Genomic DNA, 12401 nt, shown 5'->3' on the forward strand with positions numbered 1-12401 from the left:
ACGGGCTGCTAGTCGCGGGCCGCGGTCAGGTGCTCCGCGTGCTCCTGGAGCGAGCGGACGCCCACGTCGCCGCGGTTGAGCGCGTCGATGCCCTGGACGGCCGCGGCGAGCGCCTGGACCGTGGTGAGGCAGGGGACGCTGCGCGCCACCGCGGCCGTACGGATCTCGTAGCCGTCGAGGCGGCCGCCGGTGCCGTACGGGGTGTTGACGATCAGGTCGACCTGGCCGTCGTGGATGAGCTGGACGATCGTCTTCTCGCCGTCGGGGCCCTCGCCCTCGCTCAGCTTGCGCACGATCGTGGCGTTGATGCCGTTGCGCTTGAGGACCTCGGCGGTGCCGGAGGTGGCGAGCAGCTCGAAGCCGTGGGCGACGAGCTCGCGCGCCGGGAAGATCATCGAGCGCTTGTCGCGGTTGGCGACCGAGATGAACGCGCGGCCCTTGGTGGGCAGCGGGCCGTAGGCGCCGGCCTGCGACTTGGCGTACGCCGTGCCGAAGACCGCGTCGATGCCCATGACCTCGCCGGTGGAGCGCATCTCCGGGCCGAGGACGGTGTCGACGCCGCGGCCGTGCACGTCGCGGAAGCGCGACCACGGCATCACGGCCTCCTTGACGGAGATCGGCGCGTCGAGCGGCAGGGTGCCGCCGTCGCCGGTCTTCGGCAGCAGGCCCTCGGCGCGCAGCTCGGCGACGGTGGCGCCGAGCGAGATGCGGGCGGCGGCCTTCGCGAGCGGGACGGCGGTCGCCTTCGAGGTGAAGGGGACGGTCCGGGAGGCGCGCGGGTTGGCCTCCAGGACGTAGAGGATGTCGCCGGCCATCGCGAACTGGATGTTGATCAGACCGCGCACGCCGACGCCCTTGGCGATGGCCTCGGTGGAGACCCGCAGGCGCTTGATGTCGTAGCCGCCGAGGGTGATCGGGGGCAGGGCGCAGGCCGAGTCGCCGGAGTGGATGCCGGCCTCCTCGATGTGCTCCATGACGCCGCCGAGGTAGAGCTCGTGGCCGTCGTAGAGCGCGTCGACGTCGATCTCGATGGCGTCGTCGAGGAAGCGGTCGACCAGGACCGGCCGGGTGGGGCTGATCTCGGTGGACTCGGCGATGTACGACTCCAGGCGGGTCTCGTCGTAGACGATCTCCATGCCGCGGCCGCCGAGCACGTACGAGGGGCGCACGAGGACGGGGTAGCCGATCTCGTCGGCGATGGCCTTGGCGCCGGCGAAGGTGGTCGCGGTGCCGTGCTTGGGGGCCGGGAGGCCGGCCTCGGCGAGGACCTGGCCGAAGGCGCCGCGGTCCTCGGCGGCGTGGATGGCCTCCGGGGGGGTGCCGACGACCGGCACGCCGTTGTCCTTGAGCGCCTGCGCCAGACCCAGCGGGGTCTGGCCGCCGAGCTGGACGACGACACCGGCGACGGGGCCGGCCAGCGTCTCGGCGTGGACGATCTCCAGCACGTCCTCGAGCGTCAGCGGCTCGAAGTACAGGCGGTCGGAGGTGTCGTAGTCCGTGGAGACGGTCTCCGGGTTGCAGTTGACCATCACGGTCTCGTAGCCGGCGTCGCTCAGGGCGAAGGAGGCGTGGACGCAGGAGTAGTCGAACTCGATGCCCTGGCCGATGCGGTTCGGGCCGGAGCCCAGGATGATCACCGCGGGCTTGGTGCGGGGCGCGACCTCGGTCTCCTCGTCGTACGAGGAGTAGAAGTACGGGGTCTTGGCGGCGAACTCGGCGGCGCAGGTGTCGACCGTCTTGTAGACCGGGCGGACGCCGAGGGCGTGCCGGACCTCACGGACGACGTCCTCGCGCAGACCGCGGATCTCGGCGATCTGGGCGTCGGAGAAGCCGTGGCGCTTGGCCTCGGCGAGGATCTCCGGGTGCAGCTTCTCGGCGGCGGCCAGCTCGTCGGCGATCTCCTTGATCAGGAAGAGCTGGTCGACGAACCACGGGTCGATCTTCGTGGCGTCGAAGACCTCCTGCGGGGTGGCGCCGGCGCGGATGGACTGCATGACCGTGTTGATGCGGCCGTCGGTCGGGCGGACCGACTCGCGCAGCAGCTCGGCCTTGTCGCCGGGCTCACCGACGAAGGTGAACTGCGAGCCCTTCTTCTCCAGGGAACGCAGGGCCTTCTGGAGCGCCTCGGTGAAGTTGCGGCCGATCGCCATGGCCTCGCCGACCGACTTCATGGTCGTGGTCAGCGTGGAGTCGGCGGAGGGGAACTTCTCGAAGGCGAAGCGCGGGGCCTTGACGACGACGTAGTCGAGCGTGGGCTCGAAGGACGCCGGGGTCTTCTCCGTGATGTCGTTCGGGATCTCGTCCAGCGTGTAGCCGACGGCGAGACGGGCCGCGATCTTGGCGATCGGGAAGCCGGTCGCCTTGGAGGCGAGCGCCGAGGAGCGGGAGACGCGCGGGTTCATCTCGATGACGATGATGCGGCCGTCGACAGGGTCGATCGCGAACTGGATGTTGCAGCCGCCGGTGTCGACGCCGACCTCGCGGATGATCGCGATGCCGATGTCGCGGAGCCGCTGGTACTCGCGGTCGGTGAGGGTCATCGCCGGGGCGACGGTGATCGAGTCACCGGTGTGGACGCCCATCGGGTCGAAGTTCTCGATGGAGCAGACGACCACGACGTTGTCGTTCTTGTCGCGCATCAGCTCCAGCTCGTACTCCTTCCAGCCGAGGATGGACTCCTCCAGGAGCACCTCGGTGGTCGGGGAGAGCGTCAGGCCCTGGCCGGCGATGCGGCGCAGCTCCTCCTCGTCGTGGGCGAAGCCGGAGCCGGCGCCGCCCATGGTGAAGGAGGGGCGGACGACGACCGGGTAGCCGCCGAGGATGTCGACGCCCTCGATGACGTCGTCCATGGTGTGGCAGATGACCGAGCGGGCGGACTCGCCGTAGCCGATCTTGGCCTTGACGGCCTCGACGACGCCCTTGAAGAGGTCGCGGTCCTCGCCCTTGTTGATGGCCTCGACGTTGGCGCCGATGAGCTCGACGCCGTACTTCTCCAGGACGCCCTGCTCGTGCATGGAGATCGCGGTGTTGAGCGCGGTCTGGCCGCCGAGGGTGGGCAGGAGGGCGTCGGGGCGCTCCTTGGCGATGATCTTCTCGACGAACTCGGGGGTGATCGGCTCGACGTAGGTGGCGTCGGCGATCTCCGGGTCGGTCATGATCGTGGCCGGGTTGGAGTTGACCAGGATCACCCGCAGGCCCTCGGCCTTGAGGATGCGGCAGGCCTGGGTGCCGGAGTAGTCGAACTCGGCGGCCTGCCCGATGACGATCGGGCCGGAGCCGATGACCAGGACGGACTGGATATCGGTGCGCTTAGGCACGCTCGGCCTCCATCAGGGATACGAAGCGGTCGAAGAGGTACGCGGCGTCGTGCGGGCCCGCGGCCGCCTCGGGGTGGTACTGGACGGAGAAGGCCGGCTGGTCGAGCAGCTGGAGGCCTTCGACGACCTGGTCGTTCAGACAGACGTGAGAGACCTCGGCGCGACCGTAGGGCGTGTCGGAGACCTTGTCGAGGGGTGCGTCGACGGCGAATCCGTGGTTGTGCGCGGTGACCTCGACCTTGCCGGTGGTGCGGTCCTGCACCGGCTGGTTGATGCCGCGGTGGCCGTACTTCAGCTTGTAGGTGCCGAAGCCGAGCGCGCGGCCGAGGATCTGGTTGCCGAAGCAGATGCCGAAGAGCGGGGTCCTGCGCTCCAGGACGGCCTGCATCACCGAGACGGGACCGTCGGCGGTGGCCGGGTCGCCGGGGCCGTTGGAGAAGAAGACGCCGTCCGGGTTCACCGCGTAGATGTCCTCGGCGGTGGCGGTGGCGGGCAGTACGTGGACCTCGATGCCGCGCTCGGCCATCCGGTGCGGGGTCATGCCCTTGATGCCGAGGTCGACGGCGGCGACGGTGAACTTCTTGGTGCCGATCGCGGGGACGACGTACGGCTCCTTGGTGGCGACCTCGGCGGAGAGGTTCGCGCCCTTCATCTGGGGCTGCGCCTTGACCTTGTCGAGCAGGGCCTCGTCGCGGATGCCCGTCCAGGCGTCGCCGGAGAAGATGCCGACGCGCATGGCGCCGCGCTCGCGGAGGTGGCGGGTGAGGGCGCGGGTGTCGATGCCGGAGATGCCGACGACGCCCTGGCGCTCCAGCTCCTCGTCCAGCGTGCGGGTGGCGCGCCAGTTGGAGGGGACGCGGGCGGGGTCGCGGACGACGTAGCCGGAGACCCAGATGCGGCCCGACTCGGGGTCTTCGTCGTTGACGCCGGTGTTGCCGACGTGCGGGGCCGTCATGACGACGACCTGGCGGTGGTACGACGGGTCGGTGAGGGTCTCCTGGTAGCCGGTCATGCCGGTGGAGAACACGGCCTCGCCGAAGGTCTCCCCCACGGCCCCGTAGGCGCGGCCGCGGAAGATGCGGCCGTCCTCCAGGACGAGTACGGCGGGAGCCTTGGCGGCTCCCCTGGTGGAGGTCGTCATCGTGCGATGCCTTCCGTCGTGTTGATCATGGAATTGATGGCCTCGACCCAGGCGGTGTGCTCGGCCGCCCGGTCGGACCGGAAGCCGGAGTCGAGCAGTTTGCCGCCGTGCGCCCAGGTGACGACCAGCAGGCCGCCCTCGGCGAGGACCTTGCCGGCGATGCCCTTGTCGAGGCGGGCCTCACGCAGGGCCTCGGCCGGGACGAAGAAGTCGTTCGCCCCGGGGCGTACGACCGCCATCCCGGCGTCGGTGAGCGTGAGCTCGACGCGGCTGCGGGTGCCCAGACCGTGGGCGACGATCCGGTCGAGCCACTGCCCGGCGGTCGTGGACCCGTGGTAGCGCCCGCTGAGAGTCAGTGTGGCCGCACCGGCCGCCGCGGGCGCGGTGGGGAGCTCGGGCAGGTCCGACTGGAGGCTGCCGCGCCACTTCCAGCCCTGGCGCATCAGCCAGTACACGAAGGCGACGAAGAGCAGCAGTCCGGCGACCCAGCCGAGCCGCCCGGCCCATTCGGTCACCTCCGCCGACTTCTGATCGGCAGCCTCTGCGGCGATTGCGATGAGTGGTGTCACGCCAGCTTCCCGTCCACGACCGTTGCCCGGCCCCGCAGGATGGTGTGGGTGACGCGTCCCGGCAGCTCACGGCCCTCGTAGGGGGTGTTACGGCTGCGGGAGGCGAAGTCCGCGGGGTCCACGACACCACGGTAAGCCGGATCGACCAGCGTCAGGTTCGCGGGCTCACCTGCCGAGACGGGTCGTCCGTGGCCCTTGGCCCGTCCGATGCGGGCGGGCGCGAAGGACATCCGGTCGGCGACGCCGGCCCAGTCGAGGAGGCCGGTCTCCACCATCGTCTGCTGGACGACGGAGAGCGCGGTCTCCAGGCCGACCATGCCCATGGCGGCCGCGGCCCACTCGCAGTCCTTGTCCTCGTGCGGGTGCGGGGCGTGGTCGGTGGCGACGATGTCGATCGTGCCGTCGGCCAGCGCCTCGCGGAGGGCGAGGACGTCCTTCTCGGTGCGCAGCGGCGGGTTGACCTTGTAGACCGGGTTGTACGAGCGGACCAGCTCGTCCGTGAGGAGGAGGTGGTGCGGGGTGACCTCGGCGGTGACGTCGATGCCGCGGGACTTGGCCCAGCGGACGATCTCGACGGAGCCGGCGGTGGAGAGGTGGCAGATGTGGACGCGGGAGCCGACGTGCTCGGCGAGGAGGACGTCGCGGGCGATGATCGACTCCTCGGCGACGGCCGGCCAGCCGCCGAGACCGAGCTCGGCCGAGACGATGCCCTCGTTCATCTGGGCGCCCTCGGTGAGGCGGGGCTCCTGGGCGTGCTGGGCGACGACGCCGTCGAAGGCCTTCACGTACTCCAGGGCGCGGCGCATGATCACCGCGTCGTCGACGCACTTGCCGTCGTCGGAGAAGACGGTGACGCCGGCGGCGGAGTCGTGCATGGCGCCGAGCTCGGCGAGCTTCTTGCCCTCCAGGCCGACGGTGACGGCGCCGATGGGCTGCACGTCGCAGTAGCCGGATTCCTGGCCGAGCCGGAAGACCTGCTCGACGACGCCGGCGGTGTCGGCGACCGGGTGGGTGTTGGCCATGGCGAAGACGGCCGTGTAGCCGCCGGAGGCGGCGGCGCGGGTGCCGGTGAGGACGGTCTCGGAGTCCTCGCGGCCGGGCTCGCGCAGGTGGGTGTGGAGGTCGACGAGGCCGGGCAGCAGGATCTGGCCCTCGGCCTCGATCACGGTGGCGCCCTCGGCGGACAGGCCGGTGCCCACCTCGGCGATGGTCTCGCCGTCGACGAGGACGTCCTGGATCTCGCCGCCCAGCACCTGTGCACCGCGGATAAGGATCTTGCTCATGGTTACTTGTTCTCCTCGGTACGGGTGGTGTGGGTGGCGGAGTCGTTGCCGCCCAGAAGCAGGTAGAGGACCGCCATCCGGACGGAGACGCCGTTGGCGACCTGCTCGACGACCGTGCAGCGGTCGGAGTCGGCGACCTCGGCGGTGATCTCCATGCCGCGGACCATGGGGCCGGGGTGCATGACGATGGCGTGCTCGGGCATCCTCGCCATCCGCTCGCCGTCCAGCCCGTACCGGCGCGAGTACTCGCGCTCGGTGGGGAAGAAGGCGGCGTTCATCCGCTCGCGCTGCACACGCAGCATCATGACCGCGTCGGACTTCGGCAGCACGCGGTCGAGGTCGTACGAGATCTCGCAGGGCCAGGTCTCCACGCCCACGGGGACCAGGGTGGGCGGGGCCACCAGGGTGACCTCGGCGCCGAGGGTGTGCAGCAGGTCGACGTTGGAGCGGGCGACGCGGCTGTGCAGGACGTCGCCGACGAGCGTGATCCGCTTGCCCGCGAGGTCCTGGCCGAGTCCGGTGTCCCGGCCGACCAGGCGGCGGCGCATGGTGAAGGCGTCCAGGAGGGCCTGGGTGGGGTGCTGGTGGGTGCCGTCGCCGGCGTTGATGACGGGGGCGTCGATCCAGCCGGAGGTGGCGAGGCGGTACGGGGCTCCGGAGGCGCCGTGCCGGATGACGACCGCGTCGACGCCCATGGCCTCCAGGGTCTGGGCGGTGTCCTTGAGGGACTCGCCCTTGGAGACGCTGGAGCCCTTGGCCGCGAAGTTGATCACGTCGGCGGAGAGGCGCTTCTCGGCGGCCTCGAAGGAGATCCGGGTGCGGGTGGAGTCCTCGAAGAAGAGGTTGCAGATGGTCCGGCCGCGCAGCGTCGGCAGCTTCCTGATGGGCCGGTCGGCCACCCGGGCCATCTCCTCGGCGGTGTCGAGGATCAGGACGGCGTCGTCGCGGGTGAGGTCGGCGGCCGAGATGAGGTGACGCATCATCGGTGTGTCTCTCCGTGGTGGGGAGGGGTGAGGGCATGCGGGGGCGCAGGAGTGTGCCCCGACCCCGCGGGGGAAGCCGGTCCGGCTAGGCGGAGGGCCTGGAGCCGAGCAGGACGGTGTCGCGACCGTCCTCCTCGGCGAGCTGGACCTTGACCGTCTCCCGCAGCGACGTGGGGAGGTTCTTGCCGACGTAGTCGGCGCGGATCGGGAGCTCGCGGTGGCCGCGGTCGACGAGGACGGCGAGCTGGACCGCGCGGGGGCGGCCGATGTCGCCGAGGGCGTCGAGGGCGGCGCGGATGGTGCGGCCGGAGAAGAGCACGTCGTCGACGAGGACGACCAGGCGGCCGTCGACGCCGTCACCGGGGATCTCGGTGCGGCCGAGGGCGCGCGCCGGCTTCATCCGCAGGTCGTCCCGGTACATGGTGATGTCGAGGGAGCCGACCGGGATCTTGGTGCCGGTGATCGATTCGAGCTTCTCGGCGAGCCGGCGGGCGAGGTACACACCGCGGGTGGGAATGCCGAGGAGAACCACGTCGTCCGCGCCCTTGGCGCGCTCGACGATCTCGTGTGCGATGCGGGTGAGGACCCGCGCGATGTCCGGGGCCTCGAGAACGGGCCGCGCGTCGTCGCTGTACTGCAGCTGGGTGTCCATGAAGAAACGGACCTCCTTCTCCGCCTCACGGGACGGCTCTTAAAGGACGTCGGATTTGCGACGTCAACGATACCAGGGGCGGACGGGAGGCCTCCTCGCACCCCTGCCGCCACTCCGGGCGCCGTCCCCCGGGAGGGGGCGGTACGGACCATTCGGCTTGACGGGAAAGAGTAACGCTGCGTAACCTCACAGTGAGTTACCAGCCGCGCGGCGCAGCCGCATGTCGTCACAGCGTCCGGGAGCGTTATGTCCAGCGAATACGCAAAGCAGCTCGGGGCCAAACTCCGTGCCATCCGCACCCAGCAGGGTCTCTCGCTCCACGGGGTGGAGGAGAAGTCCCAGGGGCGCTGGAAGGCCGTCGTGGTCGGTTCGTACGAGCGTGGCGATCGCGCGGTGACCGTGCAGCGCCTTGCCGAGCTGGCCGACTTCTACGGCGTGCCGGTGCAGGAGCTCCTGCCGGGCACGACTCCGGGCGGGGCCGCCGAGCCGCCGCCGAAGCTGGTCCTGGATCTGGAGCGCCTGGCGCACGTCCCCCAGGAGAAGGCCGGCCCGCTCCAGCGTTACGCGGCGACGATCCAGTCGCAGCGCGGCGACTACAACGGCAAGGTGCTGTCGATCCGTCAGGACGACCTGCGCACCCTCGCCGTGATCTACGACCAGTCCCCCTCGGTCCTCACCGAGCAGCTGATCAGCTGGGGCGTGCTGGACGCGGACGCGCGCCGCGCCGTCGCCCACGAGGAGAACTGACCCCTTCCGGGGACTCAGCAGAAACGTACCGCCGGGCCCGTGGACGTCATCCGACGTCCACGGGCCCGTCGCTGTTTCCACGTCACGGGCCCGGCGCCATTCCGCGTCCGGGGCCGGGGCCGTCGCTCCGTCCGGGACCCTGCGTTCCTCCCCGTCCGGGACCCGGCCTCTCCGTGTGCCGTCGCACACGCGGCCGGGAGACGCCGAAGGGGCCCGCGGCACGAGTGCTGCGGGCCCCTTCGACTGCCGGTGACGTCTACGGACTCAGACGTCCGCGTCCCGGCGCAGACGCGGCTTCAAGTCCTTGAAGCGCGCCAGCAGACCGTTGACGAAGGTCGGGGACTCGTCCGTGGAGAACTCCTTGGCGAGCTGCACCGCCTCGTCGATCGCGACCGCGTCCGGCGTGCCGTCCTCCCAGATCAGTTCGTACGCGCCGAGGCGCACGATGTTCCGGTCGGCGACGGGCATCCGGTCGAGGTCCCAGTCCACCGCGTAGGTCGCGATGAGTTCGTCGATCCGCGCCACGTGGGCCGAGTAGCCCTCGACCAGCTGCATGGTGAAGTCGTTCACCGGCGGCTGACGGTCGTCCGACCGGGCGTGCCGGACCTGGTCCGCGAGAACCTCCTGGACGGAGGCACCACGCTGGTCCGCCTCGAAGAGGATCTGGAAGGCGCGCTTGCGGGCCTTGCTCCGAGCGGCCACGGTTACTTGTTCACCCGGCCGAGGTAGTCGCTGGTGCGGGTGTCGACCTTGACCTTCTCGCCGGTGGTGATGAAGAGCGGGACCTGGATCTCGTGGCCGGTCTCCAGCGTGGCGGGCTTGGTGCCGCCGGTGGAGCGGTCGCCCTGGACGCCCGGGTCGGTGTGCTTGATGACCAGCTCGACGGCGGCCGGGAGCTCGACGTAGAGCACCTCGCCCTCGTGCTGGGCGACCGAGGCGGTGAAGCCCTCGATCAGGAAGTTGGCCGCGTCGCCGACGGACTTGCGGTCGACCATCAGCTGGTCGTACGTCTCCTCGTCCATGAAGACGAAGTAGTCGCCGTCCATGTACGAGAACTGCATGTCGCGGCGGTCAATGGTGGCCGTCTCGACCTTGGTGCCGGCGTTGAACGTCTTGTCGACGACCTTGCCGGAGAGCACGCTCTTCAGCTTGGTGCGCACGAAGGCCGGGCCCTTGCCGGGCTTGACGTGCTGGAACTCGACGACGGACCAGAGCTGGCCCCCGTCGAGCTTGAGCACCATGCCGTTCTTGAGGTCGTTCGTGGAAGCCACGGTTGCGGAATCTCCTGGACTGACGTGGACCGTGGAGGCCTACGCGCCTTACAGCGCGAGCAGCTCCTTGGTCGTGATGGTGAGTAGCTCGGGTCCGCCGTCCGCCTCCTGGCGCACGACGAGCGTGTCATCGATCCGGACCCCGCCCCGGCCCGGGAGGTGGACCCCCGGTTCGACGGTGACCGGCACACAAGCGTCCAGTTTACCCATGGCCGAGGGTGAGAGCTGCGGGTCCTCGTCGATTTCGAGCCCCACCCCGTGCCCGGTGAGGGGGACGGCGGCCTCCGCGTGCCCCGCGGCGTCCAGGATCTGGCGGGCCGCGCGGTCCACGTCCCGGTACTCGGCGCCGGGTACGAGAGACTCCCGTCCGGCCCGCTGAGCGGCGAAGACGAGCTCGTACAGCTCGATCTGCCAGTCGGCGGGCGTGGTGCCGATGACGAAGGTCCGGCCGATCTCGCAGCGGTAGCCGCGGTAGTCGGCGCCGAGGCAGACGGAGAGGAAATCACCCTCCTCGACCCGGCGGTCGGTGGGCCGGTGCCCCCGGCGTCCGGAGTGCGGGCCGGTCGCCACCGAGGTGGGGAAGGCGGCCCCGTCGGCGCCGTGGTCGACGAGCCGCCGTTCCAGCTCCAGGGCGAGGTGCCGCTCGGTCCGTCCCACCAGGATCGACTCCAGGAGCTCTCCGAGCGCCTGGTCGGCGATCTCCGCGGCGATCCGGAGGCAGGCGATCTCGTCCTCGTCCTTGACGATCCGGAGCTGCTCCACGGCGCAGGCGAGGTCGGCGAGACGCAGTCCGGGCGCGACGGAGCCCATGGCCCGGTGCCGGGCCACGGTCAGGTCGTGTTCCTCGACGGCCAGCGCGTCGGCGCCCGCCCGGCGGGCGAGGTCGACGGCGGCGACGGCCGGATCGCCGCCACCGGCGGGCAGGACCTGCCGGCGGAGCAGTTCGTCGAGCCGTCCGTCGGCCGGTTCGGCGCCGGGCGCGACCGGGCAGAGCAGGACGTCCGCGTCGGGTTCCGGCCCGACGAGGAGGACGGCGCCCGGGGGCGAACCGCCCGCGAGATAGCGGACGTTGGCGGGGCGGGAGACCAGGGCCGCCGGGCTGCCCGCGGCCGCGCAGCGATCGCGCAGCCGTACACGGCGGTCCGCATACACCTCTGACATGCTCCGAGCCTACGAGCAGCGCGGCGCGGTGGCCTGTTCTGGACGGCCGACCGGGCGGGAGGCCCGCCGGACCGGCCCGGAGGTGTCGTCGCGGTCCCGCGCGCGGGCCGCCGGGCGCCCCCGTGGGGTCACCAGGTGGGCGGGCTGGCGATCGCACGGGCCAGGACGTCGTCGAGGACCCGGGCGGTGGTCTCGACGTCGTACGTGGAGTTGTCGATGATCGGCAGGCCCGAGCCGTACCAGCCGGCCATCCGGCCGTGGATGGCGGCGACCTCCTCGTCCGAGAGGCGCCGGTTGCCGCTGCGCTCGGCGTTGCGCTCCAGGACGATCTCCAGACCCGGCAGGAGGACGACGGGCAGCAGGCCGGGGCCGACATGGCGCTTCCAGCCGCCGAGGCCGACCACGGGACGGTCGGGGAAGACCGCGTCGTCGACGATGCAGGAGATGCCGTTGGCGAGGAAGTTGCGCGCGGCGAAGCCGCAGGTGCGGCGGGCGAGCCGGTACTGCGCCTCGGAGTGCTCGTTCCAGCCGGACTGGGGGTCGGCGAAGCCGGAGCAGACCCACTCGCGGACGTCGTCGAGGCTGATGTGCGCGGTCGGCACCCGGCGGCGCTGCGCCCAGTGCCGGGCGACGGTCGTCTTGCCGGCGCCCGCGGGGCCGATGAGCAGCACGGCGAGGGTCGCGCCGCCGGTGCCCGCGCCGTGCTCCGCGGGGGGCGCGAGCGGCGCGGCGACGGGCGGCAGCGGGACATGACCGCTGAGGTCCGCGCGCTGGGGCGGCCCACTGGGGTACTGCGAGCCGCCGGGGTGCGGCGGACCGCCGTGCTGCGGTACGACTCCGGAGCCGTACCGGCCGGGTGTCCCGGGTCCCGCGGGCGGCGCGGGGTGCGGAGGCTGCGCCGCGTGCCCCGAGGCCGTGTGCGGGGGCAGGGGGGCTCCGCTCTGGACGGTCGGGTGCACGCCGAGCCGCGGTCCGGCGGGCGGGGCCGGGTACGGAGCACCCGGCGGAGGCGGCGGTACGGGCGGGTGGGCACCCTGGGGGCCGCCCCCCGCTCCGGAAGCGGGAACGGCGCCGGGGCCGGGCGCCTGGCCCGGTCGCCCGGGCGGTGGCAGCGGACCCCCCACTGCGTGCTGCATCCGGTCCCACTCCGTCTCGTACGCCTGATGTATCCGGTGCGCCGGAACGTTACCGCCCCCGGCCCCCACAGGGGGAACGGCCGGGGACTCCCCCTGGTGCCCGCCCGTCCGCGCGGTCCGTTCCCGGGCCCGCGTCCGTCC

General features: G+C 71.6%; 11 protein-coding genes. 1 reads left to right on the top strand and 10 read right to left on the bottom strand.

Translation table 11 applies throughout. The features are described from left to right. Positions 1-8 precede the first annotated feature (8 nt). The 6 genes from carB to pyrR all read right to left on the bottom strand — a co-directional run bounded on the left by carB (position 9) and on the right by pyrR (position 7945). Positions 9-3317, bottom strand: a complete 3309-nt coding sequence (gene carB, locus ACH4MY_RS28945; protein ID WP_398006672.1) for a carbamoyl-phosphate synthase large subunit — start codon at positions 3315-3317, stop codon at positions 9-11. Further along, positions 3310-4458: a glutamine-hydrolyzing carbamoyl-phosphate synthase small subunit gene (carA, locus tag ACH4MY_RS28950; protein ID WP_398006673.1), complete on the bottom strand. Its 1149-nt coding sequence runs from the start codon at positions 4456-4458 to the stop codon at positions 3310-3312. Before carA ends, carB begins: the two co-directional genes overlap by 8 nt. Next, positions 4455-5027: a hypothetical protein gene (locus ACH4MY_RS28955; protein ID WP_398006674.1), complete on the bottom strand. Its 573-nt coding sequence runs from the start codon at positions 5025-5027 to the stop codon at positions 4455-4457. The genes carA and ACH4MY_RS28955 overlap by 4 nt, the downstream gene beginning before the upstream one ends. Next, positions 5024-6310 carry a dihydroorotase gene (locus ACH4MY_RS28960; protein WP_398006675.1) on the bottom strand — a complete coding sequence of 429 codons (1287 nt, stop codon included), beginning with the start codon at positions 6308-6310 and terminating at the stop codon, positions 5024-5026. The genes ACH4MY_RS28955 and ACH4MY_RS28960 overlap by 4 nt, the downstream gene beginning before the upstream one ends. 2 nt (positions 6311-6312) lie before the next feature. Continuing rightward, positions 6313-7293, bottom strand: coding sequence for an aspartate carbamoyltransferase catalytic subunit (locus ACH4MY_RS28965; protein ID WP_398006676.1), 981 nt, complete (start codon positions 7291-7293; stop codon positions 6313-6315). An 85-nt stretch (positions 7294-7378) separates the two neighbouring features. Next, positions 7379-7945 carry a bifunctional pyr operon transcriptional regulator/uracil phosphoribosyltransferase PyrR gene (gene pyrR, locus ACH4MY_RS28970; protein WP_189832317.1) on the bottom strand — a complete coding sequence of 189 codons (567 nt, stop codon included), beginning with the start codon at positions 7943-7945 and terminating at the stop codon, positions 7379-7381. Positions 7946-8191: 246 nt separating this feature from the next. Between pyrR and bldD the strand changes: the two genes are divergently transcribed. Next, positions 8192-8692 (top strand): transcriptional regulator BldD, encoded by a 501-nt coding sequence (bldD, locus tag ACH4MY_RS28975; protein ID WP_015032294.1) that lies wholly within the window; start codon positions 8192-8194, stop codon positions 8690-8692. A 264-nt stretch (positions 8693-8956) separates the two neighbouring features. Here the strand turns inward: bldD and nusB are convergent, their stop codons facing one another. The 4 genes from nusB to ACH4MY_RS28995 form a co-directional block, all read right to left on the bottom strand. Continuing rightward, the gene (gene nusB / locus ACH4MY_RS28980; RefSeq protein ID WP_398006677.1) at positions 8957-9394 is read right to left on the bottom strand and encodes a transcription antitermination factor NusB; all 438 of its coding nucleotides are present in this window, start codon (positions 9392-9394) and stop codon (positions 8957-8959) included. A 2-nt stretch (positions 9395-9396) separates the two neighbouring features. Beyond that, on the bottom strand, positions 9397-9963 hold the full coding sequence (gene efp, locus ACH4MY_RS28985) for an elongation factor P (RefSeq protein WP_266889643.1): 567 nt from the start codon (positions 9961-9963) through the stop codon (positions 9397-9399). Positions 9964-10011: 48 nt separating this feature from the next. Then, positions 10012-11124, bottom strand: a complete 1113-nt coding sequence (locus ACH4MY_RS28990) for an aminopeptidase P family protein (RefSeq protein ID WP_398006678.1) — start codon at positions 11122-11124, stop codon at positions 10012-10014. A gap of 128 nt (positions 11125-11252) precedes the next feature. Beyond that, positions 11253-12260, bottom strand: a complete 1008-nt coding sequence (locus ACH4MY_RS28995; protein WP_398006679.1) for an AAA family ATPase — start codon at positions 12258-12260, stop codon at positions 11253-11255. Positions 12261-12401 lie beyond the last annotated feature (141 nt).

The organism is Streptomyces sp. NPDC017246, assembly GCF_044331325.1.
Lineage (GTDB): Bacteria > Actinomycetota > Actinomycetes > Streptomycetales > Streptomycetaceae > Streptomyces.